At 74.9% G+C, this 18,856-nt stretch carries 13 protein-coding genes and 2 pseudogenes; 10 read left to right on the top strand and 5 right to left on the bottom strand.

The features are described from left to right. Positions 1–123: 123 nt before the first annotated feature. From IE096_RS14775 to IE096_RS14765, 3 genes and pseudogenes are all read right to left on the bottom strand, one after another. Positions 124–1,221, bottom strand: a pseudogene (locus IE096_RS14775) (CbiQ family ECF transporter T component); the annotation flags it as partial. Next, complete coding sequence (locus IE096_RS14770) at positions 1,218–1,889, bottom strand: SCO2322 family protein (protein ID WP_229820205.1); 672 nt, start codon at positions 1,887–1,889, stop codon at positions 1,218–1,220. The gene IE096_RS14770 and the pseudogene IE096_RS14775, both read right to left, overlap by 4 nt. Further along, the gene (locus IE096_RS14765; RefSeq protein WP_189451920.1) at positions 1,886–3,160 is read right to left on the bottom strand and encodes an SCO2321 family membrane protein; all 1,275 of its coding nucleotides are present in this window, start codon (positions 3,158–3,160) and stop codon (positions 1,886–1,888) included. The genes IE096_RS14770 and IE096_RS14765 overlap by 4 nt, the downstream gene beginning before the upstream one ends. A 341-nt stretch (positions 3,161–3,501) precedes the next feature. Here IE096_RS14765 and IE096_RS14760 point away from each other — a divergent pair, with 341 nt between their 5' ends. From IE096_RS14760 to IE096_RS32270, 7 genes are all read left to right on the top strand, one after another. Further along, positions 3,502–5,136, top strand: coding sequence for a serine/threonine protein kinase (locus tag IE096_RS14760; protein ID WP_189451919.1), 1,635 nt, complete (start codon positions 3,502–3,504; stop codon positions 5,134–5,136). A gap of 125 nt (positions 5,137–5,261) precedes the next feature. Then, positions 5,262–6,731 carry an aldehyde dehydrogenase gene (locus tag IE096_RS14755; RefSeq protein ID WP_189451918.1) on the top strand — a complete coding sequence of 490 codons (1,470 nt, stop codon included), beginning with the start codon at positions 5,262–5,264 and terminating at the stop codon, positions 6,729–6,731. After that, the gene (locus IE096_RS14750) at positions 6,724–6,972 is read left to right on the top strand and encodes a ferredoxin (protein ID WP_189451917.1); all 249 of its coding nucleotides are present in this window, start codon (positions 6,724–6,726) and stop codon (positions 6,970–6,972) included. Before IE096_RS14755 ends, IE096_RS14750 begins: the two co-directional genes overlap by 8 nt. A gap of 216 nt (positions 6,973–7,188) precedes the next feature. Further along, the gene (lanKC, locus tag IE096_RS14745) at positions 7,189–9,867 is read left to right on the top strand and encodes a class III lanthionine synthetase LanKC (RefSeq protein ID WP_189451916.1); all 2,679 of its coding nucleotides are present in this window, start codon (positions 7,189–7,191) and stop codon (positions 9,865–9,867) included. A gap of 48 nt (positions 9,868–9,915) precedes the next feature. Then, entirely contained in the window at positions 9,916–10,038 is a 123-nt protein-coding gene (locus IE096_RS14740) for a SapB/AmfS family lanthipeptide (protein WP_189451915.1), read from the top strand. 254 nt (positions 10,039–10,292) lie between these two features. After that, positions 10,293–12,002 (top strand): ABC transporter ATP-binding protein, encoded by a 1,710-nt coding sequence (locus IE096_RS14735; RefSeq protein ID WP_189451914.1) that lies wholly within the window; start codon positions 10,293–10,295, stop codon positions 12,000–12,002. Between the two features lie 56 nt (positions 12,003–12,058). Continuing rightward, positions 12,059–13,912 carry an ATP-binding cassette domain-containing protein gene (locus IE096_RS32270; RefSeq protein WP_229820203.1) on the top strand — a complete coding sequence of 618 codons (1,854 nt, stop codon included), beginning with the start codon at positions 12,059–12,061 and terminating at the stop codon, positions 13,910–13,912. On the opposite strand, the pseudogene IE096_RS14725 reads toward IE096_RS32270, so the two are convergent. Together IE096_RS14725 and IE096_RS14720 are read right to left on the bottom strand one after the other, a co-directional pair. Beyond that, a pseudogene (locus IE096_RS14725) lies at positions 13,838–14,299 on the bottom strand (LuxR C-terminal-related transcriptional regulator); the annotation flags it as partial. The gene IE096_RS32270 and the pseudogene IE096_RS14725 sit on opposite strands and share 75 nt — an antisense overlap. Positions 14,300–14,591: 292 nt before the next feature. Beyond that, positions 14,592–15,251 (bottom strand): TetR family transcriptional regulator, encoded by a 660-nt coding sequence (locus IE096_RS14720; protein ID WP_189451913.1) that lies wholly within the window; start codon positions 15,249–15,251, stop codon positions 14,592–14,594. 240 nt (positions 15,252–15,491) lie between these two features. Here IE096_RS14720 and IE096_RS14715 point away from each other — a divergent pair, with 240 nt between their 5' ends. From IE096_RS14715 to IE096_RS14705, 3 genes are all read left to right on the top strand, one after another. Continuing rightward, positions 15,492–16,850: a glycosyltransferase family 4 protein gene (locus IE096_RS14715; protein WP_229820201.1), complete on the top strand. Its 1,359-nt coding sequence runs from the start codon at positions 15,492–15,494 to the stop codon at positions 16,848–16,850. Positions 16,851–16,965: 115 nt separating this feature from the next. After that, positions 16,966–17,700 carry a class I SAM-dependent methyltransferase gene (locus IE096_RS14710; protein WP_189451912.1) on the top strand — a complete coding sequence of 245 codons (735 nt, stop codon included), beginning with the start codon at positions 16,966–16,968 and terminating at the stop codon, positions 17,698–17,700. Then, positions 17,697–18,779, top strand: a complete 1,083-nt coding sequence (locus IE096_RS14705) for a prenyltransferase/squalene oxidase repeat-containing protein (RefSeq protein WP_189451911.1) — start codon at positions 17,697–17,699, stop codon at positions 18,777–18,779. Before IE096_RS14710 ends, IE096_RS14705 begins: the two co-directional genes overlap by 4 nt. The last annotated feature ends 77 nt before the right edge of the window (positions 18,780–18,856 follow it).

Genomic DNA, 18,856 nt, shown 5'->3' with positions numbered 1-18,856 from the left:
GGCCGGGGCGGCAGCCCCGGGAAACGGTGAAAGGGCGGGACCGGGGCACCCTTCCTCCGCCGCAGCGGCGCGCAACCCGCGTCGGCCGGCCCGGCGGTGCCCGTCCGTCATCGTCCCCTCACGGGAGGCCGTCCGCCCCTCACGGGAGGCGACCGGCGCCACGAACGCCGGCAGCAACCCCAGAAGCACCGACACCGCCGGCCAAACCGGCAACCCCGGCACCGCCAGCGGCACCGCGGACGGGTGGAGGGCGGCCGGCGCGTAGTCGCCCGCCCAGATCATCAGGCCCGCCACCGCCGCCCCCGACGCGGAGACCAGCCAGGCGCGGGCGCCCCAGCGGTCGGGGCGGTAGCGGGTGCGGACCGAGCGGCGCCCGCCGAGCCACAGGCCGGCGAGGGCCGCGGCCAGCCCCGCGACCAGCACCGGCGCCCCGTAGCCCGCACCGGTGTCGCCCAGCAACCCGTACGTACCGGCGCACACGCCGAGCAGCCCGCCGAGGGTGAGCGCGCTCGTCGTGCGGCGCACGGCGGGCGGCACCTGCGCGGTACGGCCGTACCCCCGCGCGTCCATCGCGGCGGCCAGCGCCACCGACCGCTCCAGCGCGCCCTCCAGCACCGGCAGCCCCACCTGGAGCAGGGCCTTGAGCCCCCGGTCCGGGCGGCCGCGCAGCCTGCGCGCGGCGCGCAGCCGCTGGACGTCCGCGACGAGGTTGGGCGCGAAGGTCATGGCGACGACCACCGCCACCCCGGCCTCGTAGAGCGCGCCCGGCAGGGACTTCAGCAGCCGCGCCGGGTTGGCGAGGGCGTTCGCGGCGCCCACGCAGATCAGCAGCGTGGCCAGCTTCATGCCGTCGGCGAGCGCGAAGACCAGCGCCTCGGCGGTCACCCGGCCACCGATCCGCACCCCCCGCGCCCACTCCGGGAGCGGAACCTCCGGAAGGGTGAGGACCGTGTGCGTCCCGGGAATCGGCGAGCCCAGGACCACCGCGAAGACCAGCCTGATGACGATCACGGCCAGCCCGAGCTTGAGGAACGCCCCGTACGAGCGCGCCCACGGCGCGTCCGTGCGCCGGGCCGCGACGACGTACCCGGCGACGCCCGTCAGCAGGGCGAGCAGCAGCATGTTCGTGGTGCGCGAGGCGGCCGTCGCCAGGCCCAGCGCCCACACCCACCACGCGCCGGCGTGCAGCGCGGAGGAACGGTCGGAGGAACGGTCCGTCATCCGCGACGACGCCGCCGGGTCTGCCACACCGCCGCCGCGCCGAGCACGGCCACGGCGGCGATGCCGCCGATCAGACCGACGGAGGGGCCGTCGTCGTCCTTGTCGTTCCCGCCGGCCTTCGGCTCCGCAGGCTTCTTCCCCGCGTCCGCCTTCTCGTCCACCTTCTCGCCGCAGCCCGTCCTCGGGTATCCGGCGATCGCGCACAGCAGGGCGTTCGAGTCGTAGCGCAGCGGCTTGGCGACGGCGGCCAGCGCGTCGGCCGCGCTGCCGTCGGCGCCGACCTTCGCGCACGCCGAACGGGCGGCGGGCGGCGTCTCGCCGGCGGGAGCGTCGGCGGGGGTGCCGAAGTCGAGGACGACGGCGACGCGCTTGCCGCCGTCCTCGGCGGGCGTGCCGGCGCAGACCGCCGCGAAGTCGGCGGCGCCGCGCGGTTTGGCCGCGTCGGCGGAGTCCTTGCTGACGGCGAAGCGGAAGCCGACGACGGAGCCGTCGGCCGGGCGCAGCGTGGCCGGGCCCTGGGTCGCGTACGTCCAGGACCCGCCGGCGGCCGGTGCCTGCCAGAAGGACCAGTAGCGGTAGCCGTCCGCGTGCGCGGGGGCCGCGCCGAGCACGGCGGTCGCGCCGGCCAGCAGGGAGACGAACAGGGACCGGGCCCGGGCCGCCGTCACGGCTGGTTCTTCTTCTTGCGGCCGCTGATCAGGAAGCCGACGCCGACGCTGGCGACGAAGAACACCGCGACGTACAACCAGGTGCCGTAGCCGCCGTCGTCCTTCTTCTTCTCGTCCTTCTTGGCCGGGGAGGCGTCGGAGGAGGACGGCTCCGGCTTGGGGCCGGTCTCGTTGAGCGCCGCCACCAGGTCGGTGCCGCCGAAGGAGCGCGGGTCGGCGCCCGCCGCGTGCGCGGCCAGGACGAGCTTGGCGAGGCGGCCGGGGTTGCCCTTGGCCCACTCGGCGGTCTTGCTGTCGGCGGACTCCAGCCACTTCAGCGGCTTGCGGGCGGCCTCCACGTGGCCGCCGGCCGCGAGGGCGAGGGCGGCGTCGGCGGTCGCGCCGGTGTCCGGGCCCTCGGGGGCGCCGGGCATGGACGACTTGAGGTGGCCGCCGTTGGCGTCGAGCTTCTTCACCAGGTAGCCGGCGACGGCCTCGGCCGCGTTCCACTGGGTGGTGTCGGCGCCGTCGCCGCAGGCGGCGGGCCGGACGGGCCGGTCCGCGCCCTTGGCGGCGGGCACGAGGAAGCCCTTGCCGAGGACGGCCGTGGCGGCGGCGGTCGAGGCGAGGTCGTTGGCGGGCAGCTCACCGTTCTGCGGCATGTAGCCGAAGGCGCCCGCCTGGTCCTTCTTCTCCTCCTTCTCCGAGCAGCGGATCTGGAAGGAGGACAGCGCGTCGAAGGGGGTCCTGCCGTCCTTGACCGCGGCCTTCGCCGGGTCCTGGCCGGCGGCGGCGAAGGCGCCGACGGCGATGGCGGTGGAGTTGGCGTCGCTGGGGTTGCCGGGGCCCATGCCCCAGCCGCCGTCGGCGTTCTGGTGGGCCTTGAGCCAGTCGAGGCCCTTGGCGACGGCCCGGTCCCGGCCGCCGACGGCCGCCAGGCCCTGCACGGCGGCCGCCGTCGCGTCGGTGAACTCGCCCGCCTTGGCGTCGCACGGCGTCTTCGTGTCGGCCCGGAAGCCGGGGAAGCCGCCGTCGGCGCACTGCTGGCCGGTCAGCCAGTCCACGGCCTGCCCGGTCGGGGAGACCCCGGCCGTGTGCTGGGCGATGAAGGCCAGCGACTGCCGGAAGACACCGTCGAACTTCGGGTCGCCCGCGCCGTAGAGCCCCGGGGCGGCCGGGGAGGGCGAGGTGCCGTCGGCGAAGGCGGCGGGAGCGGCGGCCGCGCCCAGGACGGCCGCGGTGGCCAGGGCCGCGGCGCCGCGGCGCGCGAGGACGGCGAAGGAGGTGGCCATGAAAGCGGTGCCTCTCGGTGGATGACGGTGTCGGGCGGCCCCGGCGGGACGCCCCTGCCGGGGCAGGGCGCGTCGCCGACGTGTCGCTTTGGTGGGGGGCTGAACACTTTATCCGGCTCCCGTCCGGGGACGGCTACCGCCGTCGGCGGGCAACTCCTGGGGCGACGGGCGACAGGTGTTCGACGATGTGCCGGTCGAAGCGCGCCGGTCGAAGTACGCTGCGGGCGAGAGACCGTGGCACGTGGGGAACGGACGGGGGGAAGCGCTTCGTGTCGAGGGCGGCTTTTCGGTTTTCCGAGTTATCGGCGCGCGACCCGGACAGCCTCGGGGGCTTCCGGCTGGTGGCACGGCTGGGCGAGGGCGGCATGGGGCAGGTGTTCCTGGCCTTCTCTCCGGGAGGACAGCCCGCGGCCGTGAAGGTCATCCGTGAGGAGTTCGCCAAGGACGTGGAGTTCGGGCGGCGGTTCGCGCGTGAGGTGACCGCCGCCCAGCGGGTGCGCGGTGCCCACCTCGCCCCGCTGCTGGACGCCGATCCCCGGGCCGAGCGGCCGTGGCTGGCCACGGCGTACGTGGCCGGGCCGTCCCTGCGGGACCTGGTGATCGACCACGGGCCGCTGCCGGCCGGCGAGGTGATGCTGCTCGCCTGGGGCATCGCCCACGCCCTGGCCGATGTCCACGCCGCGAAGGTGGTGCACCGGGACCTCAAGCCCGGCAACATCATGCTGGACGAGAGCGGCCCGAAGGTCATCGACTTCGGCATCGTCAAATCCCTGACGCAGTCGGTGACGTACCGCAGCCACTCGACCCGGATCGGCACCCCGCTGTACATGTCGCCCGAGCAGGCGATGGGCCGCGCCGTCGGCGAGGCCTCCGACGTCTTCGCGCTCGGCTCCAGCCTGTACTACCTCGCCACCGGCCGGGAGGCGTTCGGCGCGGACAACGAGTGGGCCGTCGCCCACCGCATCGTCGCGGACGATCCGGACCTGTCCGTCCTGGCCCCACCCCTGCGCCGCTTGATCGGCGCCTGCCTGCGGAAGGACGGCGACCGACGCCCCACACCGGCGCTCGTGCGGGAGTGGTGCGAGGAGGAACTCGGCGACGAGCCCGGTCCGGGAGCGTGGATGGGGATCACCGGCGCCCGCGAGGCGATCAAGCAGCGTACCGGTGCGTTGCACGCCCTTGCCTCCGCCCACGCGGGCCCGGCGGTCTCCGTGCACCCCGACCGCTCCGGCCCCGACCGGGCCGACCATGACCGGGCCGAGCCCGACCGGCCCGGCGGGGGCCACGAGGCGCCGGAGCTCCGACGCGAGGTGCCACCGGCGCCGACGCGCCCCTACGAGCCGGACGTCGTGCCGGATGTGCCTGACGAGCTGGACGAGCCGGACGAGCCGGACACCCCGAATCCGCCGGAACGAGCGCCGGGCCGAACCGGGCCCCTCGTGACGCGGCGCATCCTCGCCGCCCACTTCGCGGAGCTCCTCCTGGGGGCGGTGGTGATGGTCTGCGCGACCTTCCTGCCGATGTTCTCGGAGACCTGGACGAGGAAGTCCTCCGGCGAGCAAGCGGGGCGGGTGGAGATGTTCTTCGACTGGCGCCACCCGTGGGACGCCGTGTCGAGCGGCATTCCCGGGGTGGACCCGGACTGGGCCGGCGTACCCATCGGCGTCTTCGGTACCGCGATCGGGCTCGTCCTCGCGGCCACGGTCCCGGTGCAGGCGGCCAGGGAACCCGGGCTCCAGGGCTGGAACAACTGGGCACTCAAGACGTGCTTGGGCTGGATCCTGGTGGTCGGTTTCTTCACCCTGTTCCTGATCGGAATGATGATCTTCGGGGGCGTCAAGGACGACAATCCGTCCTACACGATCCGTACCGGCTTCATGACCGGAGGATGGCTGCTGCTCGCGGCGAACGGCCTGATGTACGACGCGGTCCAACGCACCTACGGACGCCTGCGCGCGGCGAACGGCGACGGCTGACAAGCGGCGGCCTCCCTTGCCCTTCACAAGCGGAACTGCTACGAGATCTGATGCAGCGTCAGGTCCTGCGTCAGGTTCTGCGTCAGGTTCTGCGTCAGGTCAGCCGTCCGCCGGGAGGCCCCGTCATGAGCGACATCGTCGAGTACGGACAGCTCTACATCGGCGGCCGCTGGGCCGAGCCCGCCGCAGGACCCGGCGGGCCGGTCATCGAGGTCGTCTCGCCCCACACCGAGGCCGTCATCGGACGCGTCCCGCACGCCGGGCGGATCGACGTGGACCGGGCCGTCGCGGCAGCGCGGAGCTCCTTCGACTCCGGCGTGTGGTCGGGGCTGCCGCTGGCGGAACGGATCGAGGTCGTCACCCGGATCAAGGACGGCATCGCCGCCCGCCACGAGGAGCTCGCCCGGCTGATCTCCGCGCAGAACGGCTCCCCGTACTCCTGGAGCGTCCTCGCGCAGGCGCTCGGCGCGGTGCTGGTCTGGGACAGCGCCATCGCCATCGCCCGGGACTTCCCCCACGAGGAGCGGCGCGCCGGCGCCCTGGGCCCGCTGCTGGTGCGGCGGGAGCCGGTGGGCGTCGTGGCGGCCGTGGTGCCGTGGAACGTGCCGCAGTTCGTGGCGGCGGCCAAGCTCGCGCCCGCCCTGCTGGCCGGCTGCTCGGTGGTGCTCAAGCCCGCGCCGGAGACGCCCCTGGACGCGTACGTCCTCGCGGAGATCGCCACCGCGTCCGGGCTGCCGGAAGGCGTGCTGTCCATCGTCCCGGGCGGCCGGGAGACGGGCGAGTACCTCGTCGGGCACCCGGGCGTCGACAAGGTCTCCTTCACCGGTTCCGTCGCGGCCGGCAAGCGCGTCATGGAGGTCGCCTCCCGCAACCTCACCCGCGTCACCCTGGAGCTGGGCGGCAAGTCCGCCGCGATCGTCCTGCCCGACGCCGACCTGGACGCCGCCGTCGCCGGCATCGTGCCCAGCGCCTGGATGAACAACGGCCAGGCGTGCGTCGCCCAGACCCGCGTCCTCGCCCCCCGCGCCCACTACGCCGAGCTCGCCGAGCGCCTCGCGGCAGCGGCCGCCGCGCTGGTCGTCGGCGACCCGCTCGACCCCGCCACCCAGGTCGGCCCTCTGGTCGCGCGCCGCCAGCGCGAGCGGTCGCTCGACTACATCCGGCTCGGCCGCCTCGACGGCGCGTCCGTCCTCGCCGGCGGCGGCCGCCCCGCCGGGCTCCCGACGGGCTGGTACGTCGAGCCGACCCTCTTCGGCGACGTCACCAACACCATGCGGGTCGCCCGCGAGGAGATCTTCGGGCCCGTCGTCTGCCTGTTGCCCTACGGCGACGTGGAAGAGGCGATCGCCATCGCCGACGACTCCGACTACGGGCTCTCCGGCAGCGTCTGGACCGGCGACCTCGAACGCGGCCTGGAGGTCGCCCGCCGGGTGCGCACGGGCACGTACTCCGTGAACACCTTCAGCCTCGACCTGTTCGGCCCCTTCGGCGGCTACAAGGACTCCGGCCTCGGCCGGGAGGGCGGCCCCGAGGGCTACGCCGAGTACCTGGAGCAGAAGACCATCCACCTGCCGAAGGGGACGGGCGGTGGATGACCTCCGCTGGCGCGTGACCGTCGACCGGACGCGCTGCGTCGGCTCGGGCCAGTGCGCGGGGGTCGCCCCGGGGGCGTTCCGGCTGGACGCGACGACCCGGCGCTCGCACCCGGTCGCGGAGGAGACCGCCCCCGCCGACGAGCTCCTCGCCGCGGCCGAGTGCTGCCCCGTGGAAGCCGTCGCCATCCGGGTGCTCGGCACGGGCGAGGCGGTGTTCCCGCCGGAGGAGCCCTGTGAGTGAGCCCCGGAACCCCTGCGAGTGAGCCCGGGGAGCCCGGGGAGCGTGCCCGCGCCTCCGGCGCGCCGCGTGCGCCCCGGTATCGGTCCTGACCTGCGTTCGCCCTGGTCCGTACATATGTTTACGCGTGCGTTCCGCACGACATGTTCGTGACAGATACGACTGTCCCGGCCCCCCGTGGCGTGGAAATCTCTTCCCGTCGCAGCTCAAGGGGGGCCGATGGAGAAGCGGTACGAGGTCTACTGCCTGGCCGACAGGCACTTCTACGAGATCCCGGACCGGCTGTCCCGCCCGGCGTCCGGTACGGGCGGCAGCCGGGTCGAGGACGCGCTGTTCGAAACCGCGCGGCGGCCCGTGCCCGAGGGGTGGACGAGCGGCCGCAACGGCGACTGGCTCCACCTCGCGCCCCTCGGCGCGGACGGACGGCAGCCCGCGCAGGGCTGGAAGATCCATGTGTCGGCCACGGCGGACGGCGCCGACAAGACCGCCGCCGACGTGTGGGACTACTGCGTCCCCCGGGGCATCCCGTTCAAGTTCGTCCCCGCGCCCCACCTGCTCCACCTCCGCAACAACAAGTACGCGCCACGCGACGCCAGCGGAAAGTTCGTCACGATCTACCCCGCCGACGAGGAGGGCCTGCGCACCGTCCTCACCGACCTGGAGGGGATCCTCGGCGGGCGCCCGGGCCCGTACATCCTCACCGACCTGCGCTGGCACGAAGGGCCGCTGTACGTGCGCTACGGCGCCTTCGCCCGCCGCTACTGCGTCGACGCGCGCGGCAGCCTCGTCCCCGCCATCGAGGACGCGGACGGCACGCTCGTCCCCGACCCGCGCGACCCCGCCTTCCAGGTGCCCGCGTGGGTGACCCTGCCCGCGTTCCTGGAGCCCCACCTGGCCGCCCGGAACGCGACCACCGTCGCCGACCTGCCCTACCGCATCGAGAAGGCCCTGCACTTCTCCAACGGCGGCGGCGTCTACCGGGGCACCGACACCCGCGACGGCTCGCGCGTCGTGCTCAAGGAGGCCCGCCCGCACGCCGGGCTCGCCGCCGACGGCGCCGACGCCATCGCCCGGCTGGAACGCGAGAAGGACGCCCTCGACCGGCTCGCCGGCCTCGGCGTCGCCCCCGGCGTCCGCGACTGGCTCACCATCGGCGACCACCGCTTCCTCGTCATGGACTTCGTCGAGGGCCGCCCCCTCAACTCCTTCTTCGGCGAACGCCACCCGCTGCTCGCCGCCGACCCCGACCCGGCCGCCGTCGCCGACTACACCGCCTGGGCCCTGCGGATCCACCGAGGGGTGGAACGAGCCGTCGAAGCCGTCCACTCCCGGGGCGTGGTCTTCAACGACCTCCACATGTTCAACATCATGGTCGGGCCCGACGAGGAGTCCGTCACCCTCATCGACTTCGAGGCCGCCGCGCCCGCCACCGAGGGCGGCCGGCAGATCGTCGCCCACCCCGGCTTCTTCGCCCCGCCGGACCGCACCGGCACCGATGTCGACCGCTACGCCCTCGCCTGTCTGCGGATCGCGCTGTTCCTGCCCGTCACCACGCTCTTCGTCATCGACCGGGCCAAGGCCGCGCACCTCGCCGACATCATCGCCGAGCACTTCCCCGCCGTGCCGCGGGAGTTCCTCGACGAGGCCGTCGCCGAGATCACGCGGGAGGCGTCCGGTGGTACCGTCACCACCGCCGCCACCGCACGGTCCGGGCCCGCCCTGGTGGGGCCCGTGTCCGCCGGGCCCGTGGCGGCCACGGTCCTTCCCCCTACGGACGACTGGCCCGCCGCCCGCGACTCCATGGTCCGCGCGATCCTCGCCTCCGCCACACCCGAGCGCGACGACCGGCTCTTCCCCGGGGACATCGCCCAGTTCTCCGAGGGCGGCGGCCTCGGCCTCGCCCACGGCGCCGCCGGCGTCCTGTACGCGCTCGCCGAGACCGGCCCCGACCGCTACGAGCAGGGCGAACGCTGGCTGCTCGCCCACACCGACCCCGGCGCGACCCCGCCCGGCACCCCGCTCGGCCTCTACGACGGACTCGCGGGCGTCGCCCACGTCCTCCACCGCCTCGGCCACACGCGGCGCGCCCTCGACCTCACCGCCACCCTCCTCGGCGAGAAGTGGCAACGCCTCACCTCCGGCCTGCGCGGCGGGCTCGCCGGCATCGGCCTGCACCTCGACGACCTGGCGCGCACGACGGGTGAACGCCACTTCCACGAACGCGCGGTGGAAGCCGCCCAGTTGCTGGCCGACCGGCTCGCCGCCGACGGCGGCGAGGCGCGGCAGCGCGCGGGGCTGATGCGCGGTGCCACCGGCTCCGCCCTCCTCTTCCTCCGGCTGTACGAACGCACCGGCGCGCCCGCCCTCCTCGACCTCGCCGGCACGGCCCTGCGCGCCGACCTCGCGCGCTGCGTCCGCACCGCCAACGGCGCCCTCGACGTCGACGAGGGCTGGCGGACCATGCCCTACCTCGGCGACGGCAGCGTCGGCATCGGCGCCGTCCTGGACGACTACCTCGCCCACGTCCCCGACCCGGACGAGGAGCTCATCGAGGCCCGCGCCGCGATCCTGACCGCCGCCCGGTCCCGCTTCTACGCCCACCCCGGCCTCTTCCAGGGGCGCGCCGGAATGATCTGGCACCTCGGCCGTACGACGACGCCGGGGTCCGCTCCGGCCGACCTGGCCGCCCAAGTGGCCGCCCTGGGCTGGTACGGCATCCCCTACCAGGGCGAACTCGCCTTCCCCGGCAGCCAGATGATGCGGCTGTCGATGGACCTCGCCACGGGCACGGCGGGCTGTCTGCTCGCGCTCGGCTCCCTCCAGGGCGACGCCCGGCTGCCCTTCCTCCCGCCCCCACGGGGGCCCCAGAGCCGGCTCCACCACGTCGTGGAGTCGTGACCAACCGTTCCACCGTTCACTTCCGTCCCCACGAAAGGAATCAGAACCATGGCGCTTCTCGACCTGCAGAACATGGAGTCCGACAGCCACGACGGTGGCCACGGCGGCGGCCAGAGCACGGTCAGCCTGCTCTCGTGCATCAGCACGGCCAGCGTGCTGCTGTGCCTGTGACGACTCACGCTCGCGGGTGACCGCTCAGGGTGGGCCCTCCCCGAGAGGGGAGGGCCCACCCGGGCGTCGTCGGCCGGTGGGGTTCCTCCCCTGCCCGGGCCCGGGGCGAAGCCCTCGGGCCGCGGGGGCCGGGGCGCAGCCCCGGGAAACGGTGAAAGGGCGGGACCGGGGCACTGCTCCGCCGCCACGGCGCCCAGCCACCGCCTGCCGGCCCGGCGGTGCCGAACCCGCCCCCGGTACAGGAGGACGACCGCATGACCTCGACGGCACTGCACGAGGCAACGCGCCGCGACGGCGACCGCCTCCTCGCCACCACCCTCCGCACCGCCGCCCCCCGCACCGCCGCCCTCGTCCTGATCGCCACCGCGAGCACGGGCGCGGCCCTGCTGCTGCCCGCCGTGCTCGGGCACACCCTCGACCTGCTGCTGAAGGGGCAGGCGACCCGCCGCTGGGTGGCCCTCTGCGCCGCCCTCGTCTGCGTCCCCGCGGCCCTCGACGCGCTCGGCGAGTACCTCAACGCCACCACCACCGCCCGCACCACCGCCCGGCTGCGCCGCACCGCGCTCGGTCACGTCCTCGCGGCGGGCCCCCGGGCCACGGCCCGGATGACGCCGGGCGACCTCGTCGCCCGGCTCGTCGGCAACGCCGCGCAGGCAGGGACGGCCCCGGCGACCGTCGCCGGTACCGTCACCGCCGTCGTCGGCCCGATCGGCGGCATCGTCGCGCTCGCCCTCCTCGATCCGTGGCTCGCCCTGGTGTTCCTCGCGGGCGCACCGCTGCTCGCGCTGCTGCTCCGGGCGTTCACCCGCGCCTCCACCGACAGCCTCGCCGGCTACCAGCGCCTGCAGGGCGAGCTCGCCGGGCGGCTGATGGAGGCCGTCGGCGGCGCCCGGACCATCGCGGCCGCCGGCACGGCCGCCCGCGAACGGGACCGCGTCCTCGAACCCCTCCCCGGCCTCTCCCGCCACGGCCACCGCATGTGGCGGGTGCAGGGCCGCTCCTCCGCCCAGGCGACGGCCCTGGTGCCGCTGCTCCAGATCGCCGTCCTCGCCGTCGCCGGACTGGAGCTGTCGCGGGGCGCGCTGAGCGTCGGCGACCTGCTGGCGGCGTCCCGCTACGCGGTCCTCGCGACGGGCGTCGGCATGCTCGTCGGGCACCTGGGGGCGCTGGTCCACGGGCGTACCGCCGCGCGCCGCCTGGCCGAGGTCCACGCCCTGCCGCCGACCGTCCACGGCACCCGGCGGCTGCCCGCCGACGGCGACGGGACGCTGCGGCTGCGCGGCGTCGCCGCCGAGCGGGGCGGGCGGACGGTGCTGCGCGGCGTGGACCTCGTCGTACCGGGCGGCTCGACGACGGCCGTCGTCGGCCGCTCCGGCACGGGCAAGTCCGTCCTCGCCGAACTGGCCGGCCGGCTCGCCGACCCCGACGCGGGCGAGATCACCCTCGACGGGGTCCCGCTGCGCGAGCTCGCCCACGACGAACTGCGCCGCCAGGTCGGCTACGCCTTCGCCCGCCCGGCGCTGCTCGGCGGCACGATCGGCGGGACGCTCGCCTTCGGCTCGTTCGCGCCCCCGCCCGAGGTCGTCGTCGACGCCGCCCGCGCGGCGTGCGCGGACGACTTCGTACGCCGGCTGCCGGACGGCTACGACACGGCGTGCGCGGCCGCGCCTCTCTCCGGCGGCGAGGCCCAACGCCTCGGCCTCGCCCGCGCCTTCGCCCACGCGGGCCGGCTGCTGATCCTTGACGACGCCACGTCCAGCCTCGACTCGGTCACCGAGTCGCGGGTGGCCGACGCGCTGCTGCACGACGTCGCCGCCCGCACCCGGCTGATCGTCGCCCACCGGCTCGCGACGGCGGAACGGGCTGACCGCGTCGCCTGGCTGGACGGGGGCCGCGTACGGGCTGTCGGCCCGCACACGGAGCTCTGGCGCCTGCCGGGGTACCGGGCGGTGTTCGAGGGGTGACGGGGAGAAGGCCGCCCCGCCGCCACGCCGCGCAACCGAAACGGAGGCTCCCGGCGGTGCCGAACCAACCGAACCACCCCCTCCTCACCCACCTGTCACGCCACCGCCGCGTCCTCGCGGTCCTCGCCGCCTGGTCCGCCGTCGAGGCCGCCCACACCCTCACCACCGGCTACGCCCTCGCCCGTGCCCTCGACACCGGTTTCCTGGCCGGTCGCCCGGCCACCGGCCTGCTCTGGCTCGCGGCCGCCGCGGTCGCCGTCGTCGTCGGCGCCTACGGCACCGGGCGGACCTTCCGGGGCGTGGCCGCGCTCGTCGAGCCCTTCCGGGACGCGCTCGTCCGCCGCGTCGTGACCCGCGCGCTGGGCGACGGCGACGCCGCCGCCGTCTCACGGCTCACCCACCAAGTGGAGATCGCCCGCGACACGTTCGCCGGCCTGGTGATGGTGACGCGCTCGTTCGTCTTCACGGCCGCCGGCGCCCTGGTGGGCCTGTTCCTGCTCGCGCCCGTCCTCCTCGCCGTCGTGGTCCCGCCACTCCTCCTCGGCCTCGGGCTGTTCCTCGCGACCCTGCGGCCGCTGGCCCGCCGCCAGGAGGCGTTCCTGGTCGCCGACGAGGCGCTGGCGCAGTCGTGCGGCGAGGCGTGCGCGGGGCTGCGCGACATCGCCGCGGGCGGCGGCGAGGCACGCGTACGCACGGACACGGGCGCGCTCGTCGACGCCGAGCTCCGCGCCTCGACCGCGCTCGCCCGCTGGTCCGTGGCGAGGGCGGCGGCCCTGGCCCTCGCGGGCCGCTTCCCCGTCGTGCCGCTGCTCGTCGCGACGCCCTGGCTGCTGGACCACGGGGTGACCCCGGGCGCGCTCGTCGGCGCGCTGGCGTACCTGACGCAGTCGCTGCTGCCCGCGCTCCAGAGCCTCATCCACGGGCTGGGCACGAGCGGTTCACGGCTGGCGGTGGTCGTCCGCAGGCTGACGGCGCCGGGCCCGGCCCCGGCCTCGGCCCCGATCCCGGCCTCGGCCCCGGCGCCCGCCGTCACCGACGCCACCGCTCCCGCCGTCGAGCTGCGCCGCGTCACCTTCGGCTACGGCGCCCACGCCGAGCCCGTCGTCCGCGACCTCGACCTCACCCTCCCGCCCGGCACGCGGCTGGTCGTCGTCGGGCCGAGCGGGGTGGGCAAGTCCACGCTGGCGTACCTGATCGCGGGGCTGCTGGAACCCTCGTCCGGCGAGGTGCGGGTGGGCGGCGCGGCGGCACGCGCCGAGGGGGCGGCGGCGCGGCGCGTGCTCATCCCGCAGGAGGCGTACGTCTTCTCCGGCACCGTCGGCGACAACCTGCGCTACCTGCGCGACGACCCCGTCGGCGAGCGCGAGGTGCTGGCCGCCGCCGAGGCGATCGGCGCTGACGCGCTCGTCCGGCGGCTGGGCGGGCTGGACGCCCCGGTGACACCGGACGAGCTCTCGGCGGGGGAGCGGCAACTGATCGCGCTGGTCCGCGCGTACCTCTCGCCGGCCCCCGTGGCGCTGCTGGACGAGGCGGCCTGCCATCTGGACCCCGCCGCCGAGGCGCGCGCCGAGGGCGCCTTCGCGGCGCGCCCCGGCGGCACCCTCGTGGTCGTCGCGCACCGCGCGGGCTCGGCCCGGCGCGCGGATCGCGTGCTGGTCATGGACGGTCCCGGTACGGTCGCCGGCACCCACCGGGAGCTCATGGCGCGTTCGGCGTCGTACCGGGAGCTGATGGGCGGGGGGCGGCGTTCCTCACACCCAGCCGGCGCCGCGCGAGATGCGGATCGCGTCCACCCGGTTGCGCGCCCCGGTCTTCCGGGTGATGGCGGCCATGTAGTTGCGCACGGTTCCGTTCGACAGGTGGAGGCTGCGCGCGATCTCGCCGACGGAGGCGCCCTCGGCGGCGAGTGAGAGCACGCTCAGCTCCCGCCGGGTCAGGGGGATCTCGGCCGCCTGGAGGAAGCCGAAGCCGAGGGTCTCGTCGATGTAGCGCTCGCCCTTCGCGACTTGCCGTATGCCTTCGACCAGCCGGTCAGGAGAAGCGTTTTTGCTGAGGTAGCCCAGGGCGCCGGCCTCATAGGCGCGGCGCAGCGGGCCGGGGCGTCCGGTGGTCGTCAGCGCCAGCAGGACGGGCCGGCCGACGACCCGTTCGCCGCCGTCGACCTCCGGACATCGCCCGTCCCCGTTCCGCCCGTCCCTGTTCCGTCCGCCCCCGGTCCGTCCGTCCCCCGCCCGGACGTTCCCCGGCCGGGTGTCCGCCCGCAGGTTCACGCACTCGACCGCGTCCGGGCTGTCCATGTCGGCCACGCACACGTCGGGCCGGGTCGTCCGGGCCGCGGTGGCCGCGCCCCGCCAGGAGGTCGAGAACACGTCGAGGTCCGGTTCTCTGCCGAGGAGTGCCGCCAGTGCCATGCGCAGCAGATAGGTGTCGTGTATCAGAAGGACCCGTATCACGGTCTGCCTCTCCCGCTCCGTGTGGCGAAACGCCTCGGACACGCCAGTAAATTCATACCGGCGCGAGCCATCGCTCCGGGTGCAGTTACCCGCTACCCGGGGGGCGTAAGGGCGTAGGGGGCAGGTCGGGTCCGCCTCAACTCCGGGCGCTGTACGCCTGGCGCGACGGCTCCGGGCCGATGAGGCGGCAGACCGTCTCGATGTCGATCCTCACCTGCGCGATGGACGCCCGCCCCGACAGCCAGGTGATCAGCGCCGAGTGCCAGGTGTGCTCGATGACGCGGACGGCCGACAGCTGGGCCGGGGTGGGCGGGCCCGCCGGGCCCATGGCGTCCAGGATGATGGTGGTGGTCAGCCGGGAGACCGTGTCCACCTCGGCGCTCACCGACCGGTCGGCGAAGGTCAGGGCGCGCACCATGGCGTCGGCCAGATGCGGTTCGCGCTGCATCGCGCGGAACGCCCGCATCAGGGTCTGGGCGACGCGGGCGGCCGGGTCGTCCTCCGTCGGGGGGCGCTCGCGCAGCGCGGCGTGGAGCTGCTCCAGCTGGTCGCGCATGACGGCGACGAGCAGATGGACCTTGGACGGGAAGTAGCGGTAGAGCGTGCCGAGGGCGACGCCGGAGGACTCGGCGACCTCCCGCATCTGGACGGCGTCGAAGCCGCCGCGGCTCGCCAGCCGGGTGGTGGCCTGGAGGATCCGGCGGCGCCGGGCCTCCTGACGCGCGGTCAGGGCGGGGGCGGACACGAGGGGCGGCACGGCCGACGTGGATTCCGTCGTCCTGGATTCCGTCGTCATATGTCCCGTTTCATCGTGTCGTGCAACACTCCGTCCGGTGGCACCCGGGGGCCTTGCCGGGGGGCCTTGGACGGCACAGCATGACAGGGGTCGGGTCGTGGCGCGAATCACCCGGCGACGCTCTTTCGGTCCCCTGACATCCCGGTAGATTCAAGCTTCTGACGACCCAGTCTGAAACTTGTTCTAGATTAGCGCGACCCGTTACGCTCCGGCGGAACAGCCAGCGAGAAGGAGGCCGGAGTGACCGCTGAGGCCACGGAGGCATCGGTCACGCGAGCCCGCAGCAGCCTCCCGGCCGGGGGCGACCCCGCGCGTGGCGATTCGCCGCTGCGCATCGCGATGCTCACCTACAAGGGCAACCCCTTCTGCGGCGGCCAGGGCGTCTACGTCCGCCACCTCTCCCGCGAGCTCGCCCGCCTCGGCCACTCCGTCGAGGTCATCGGCGCCCAGCCCTACCCCGTCCTCGACGAGGGCGTGCCGCTCACCGAGCTCCCCAGCCTCGACCTCTACCGGCAGCCGGACCCCTTCCGCACCCCGCGCCGCGAGGAGTACCGCGACTGGATCGACCTCCTGGAGGTCGGCACCATGTGGGCCGGGCGCTTCCCCGAGCCGCTGACGTTCTCGCTGCGCGCCCGCCGTCACCTCGCCGCCCGGCGCGGCGACTTCGACGTCGTCCACGACAACCAGACCCTCGGCTACGGGCTCCTGGGCGGCCCCGGCGCCATCGGCGCGCCGCTCGTCACCACCGTCCACCACCCCATCACCGTCGACCGGCAGCTGGAGCTGGACGCCGCGAAGGACTGGAAGCGCCGGGCGTCCGTACGCCGCTGGTACGCGTTCACCCGCATGCAGAAACGTGTCGCCAGGCGGCTGCCGTCCGTGCTGACCGTCTCCGGCTCCTCCCGCCAGGAGATCGTCGACCACCTCGGGGTGCGCCGGGAGCGGGTCCACGTCGTCCACATCGGCGCCGACACCGATCTCTTCTCGCCGGATCCGTCCGTCGCCGAGGTGCCGGGCCGGATCGTCACCACCTCGAGTGCGGACGTCCCGCTCAAGGGCCTGATCCACCTGATCGACGCGCTCGCCTCGGTTCGCGCCCGGCACCCGGACGCCCACCTGGTCGTCGTCGGCAAGCGCGCCGAGGACGGGCCGGTGGCCACCGCGATCCGCCGCCACGGCCTGGAGAACGCCGTGGAGTTCGTCAAGGGCATCACGGACGAGGAGCTCGTCGACCTCGTCCGCTCGGCGCAGGTCGCGTGCGTGCCGTCGCTGTACGAGGGGTTCTCGCTGCCGGCCGCCGAGGCCATGGCCACGGGCACCCCGCTGGTGGCCACGACCGGGGGAGCGATCCCCGAGGTCGCCGGGCCGGACGGCGAGACGTGCCTGGCGGTGCCGCCGGGGGACGCGGACGCGCTGGCCGCCGGGCTCTCCCGGCTCCTCGGCGACGCGGACCTGCGGCGGCGCCTGGGTGCGGCGGGCCGGGAACGCGTCCTGGCCAGGTTCACCTGGCGGCAGGCGGCGATCGGGACGGCCGAGCACTACCGCGCGGCGATCGCGCGGGCCGGAGCGACGCCGGGCCGGTCGGGCACCGCCGGATGACGCCGGCGGGGGCCGACCAGCGCCGCGGCGGTGGGGGCACCCCTCCCGCCGCGACGGCGCGCAACCACCGTCAACGAGCCCGGCGGTGCCGAACCCACGAGAAAGTGAACACTCCGTGCTGACCGTCGATTTCTCCCGCTTCCCGCTCGCCGCGGGCGACCGCGTCCTCGACCTCGGCTGCGGCGCCGGCCGCCACGCCTTCGAGTGCTACCGACGCGGCGCCCGCGTCGTCGCCCTCGACCGCAACGCGGACGAGATCCGCGAGGTCGCCAAGTGGTTCGCCGCCATGAAGGAGGCTGGGGAGGCCCCCGAGGGCGCCACCGCCACCGCCATGGAGGGCGACGCCCTCGCCCTGCCCTTCCCCGACGCGAGCTTCGACGTCGTCATCATCTCCGAGGTCATGGAGCACATCCCGGACGACAAGGGCGTGCTCGCCGAGATGGTCCGCGTCCTCAAGCCCGGCGGCCGGATAGCCGTCACCGTGCCCCGCTACGGCCCGGAGAAGATCTGCTGGGCGCTCAGCGACGCGTACCACGAGGTCGAGGGCGGCCACATCCGCATCTACAAGGCCGACGAACTCCTCCGCAAGATGACCGAGGCCGGCCTCAAGCCCTACGGCACCCACCACGCCCACGGCCTCCACAGCCCCTACTGGTGGCTCAAGTGCGCCTTCGGCGTCGACAACGACAAGGTGCTGCCCGTCCGCGCGTACCACAAGCTGCTGGTCTGGGACATCATGAAGAAGCCCGCCGCCACGCGCGTCGCCGAGCAGCTCCTCAACCCCGTCATCGGCAAGAGCTTCGTCGCCTACGCGACCAAGCCGCACCTGCCCGAGGGCGCCGCCAAGTGACCGCCTTCAGCGGCCCCGGCCGCACCGAACGCCTCGTCCTGCCGGGCGTCCTCACCGCCGAGGAGGCGGCCGGCACCGTCGCGGGCATCGCCGCCGTCCAGCGCCCGGACGGCGCCATACCGTGGTTCACCGGCCACCACCTCGACCCCTGGGACCACGTCGAGGCCGCCATGGCCCTGGACGCCGCGGGCGAGCACCCCCGCGCCGAGGCCGCCTACCGCTGGCTCGCCGACCACCAGAACCCCGACGGCTCCTGGTACGCCGCCTACGCCGACGGCGACGCCGCACGGCCCGCCGACCGCTCCCGCGAGACGAACTTCGTCGCCTACGTCGCCGTCGGCGTCTGGCACCACTACCTCTCCACCGGCGACGACGCCTTCCTCGACCGCATGTGGCCGACCGTCTTCGCCGCCGTGGAGTTCGTCCTCCGGCTCCAGCAGCCGGGCGGCCAGATCGGCTGGAAGCGGGAGGACGACGGCACGGACGTCACCGACGCCCTGCTCACCGGCTGCTCCTCCATCCACCAGGCGCTGCGCTGCGCGCTGGCCATCGCCGAGCACCGCGAGGAGCCGCAGCCGGACTGGGAGCTGGCCGCCGGCCTCCTGGCCCACGCCATACGCCACCACCCGGAGCGCTTCCTCGACAAGAGCCGCTACTCCATGGACTGGTACTACCCCGTCCTCGGCGGCGCCCTGACCGGCCCGGCGGCCAAGGAGCGCATCGAGGAGCGCTGGGACGACTTCGTCGTCCCCGGCCTCGGTGTCCGCTGCGTCGTCCCCAACCCCTGGGTCACCGGCGGCGAGAGCTGCGAACTGGCGCTGGCCCTGTGGGCGATGGGCGAGTCCGACCGGGCCGTCGACATCCTCCAGTGGATCCAGCACCTGCGCGCCGAGGACGGCATGTACTGGACGGGCTACGTCTTCGACGACAAGGCCGTCTGGCCCGAGGAACGCACGACGTGGACGGCGGGCTCCCTGCTGCTCGCCGTCGCCGCCCTCGGCGGCGACGAGGCGACGACGGCGGTCTTCGGCGGCGAGCGACTGCCGTCCGGCCTGGAGCCCGACTGCTGCGACGGCTGACGGCCCGGAGGCCCCGGCCCGCTCGGTGTGCCTGACGAAATCGTCGCCGCGCGCCGGGGCGGCGTGGAGGGGGACGC

The organism is Streptomyces abikoensis (assembly GCF_014648775.1).
GTDB classification, from domain to species: Bacteria; Actinomycetota; Actinomycetes; order Streptomycetales; family Streptomycetaceae; genus Streptomyces; species Streptomyces abikoensis.
The sequence above is the reverse complement of the archived record's forward strand: the minus strand, read 5'-3'. Positions and strand labels throughout refer to the sequence as shown.

What these genes read in the sequence shown, in the direction of transcription:
- IE096_RS14735 (WP_189451914.1), top strand. Translation starts at nt 10,293, where the DNA reads ATGACCTCGACGGCACTGCACGAGGCAACGCGCCGCGACGGCGACCGC.
- IE096_RS14720 (WP_189451913.1), bottom strand. Translation starts at nt 15,251, where the DNA reads ATGACGACGGAATCCAGGACGACGGAATCCACGTCGGCCGTGCCGCCC.
- IE096_RS14755 (WP_189451918.1), top strand. Translation starts at nt 5,262, where the DNA reads ATGAGCGACATCGTCGAGTACGGACAGCTCTACATCGGCGGCCGCTGG.
- lanKC (WP_189451916.1), top strand. Translation starts at nt 7,189, where the DNA reads ATGGAGAAGCGGTACGAGGTCTACTGCCTGGCCGACAGGCACTTCTAC.
- IE096_RS14765 (WP_189451920.1), bottom strand. Translation starts at nt 3,160, where the DNA reads ATGGCCACCTCCTTCGCCGTCCTCGCGCGCCGCGGCGCCGCGGCCCTG.
- IE096_RS14740 (WP_189451915.1), top strand. Translation starts at nt 9,916, where the DNA reads ATGGCGCTTCTCGACCTGCAGAACATGGAGTCCGACAGCCACGACGGT.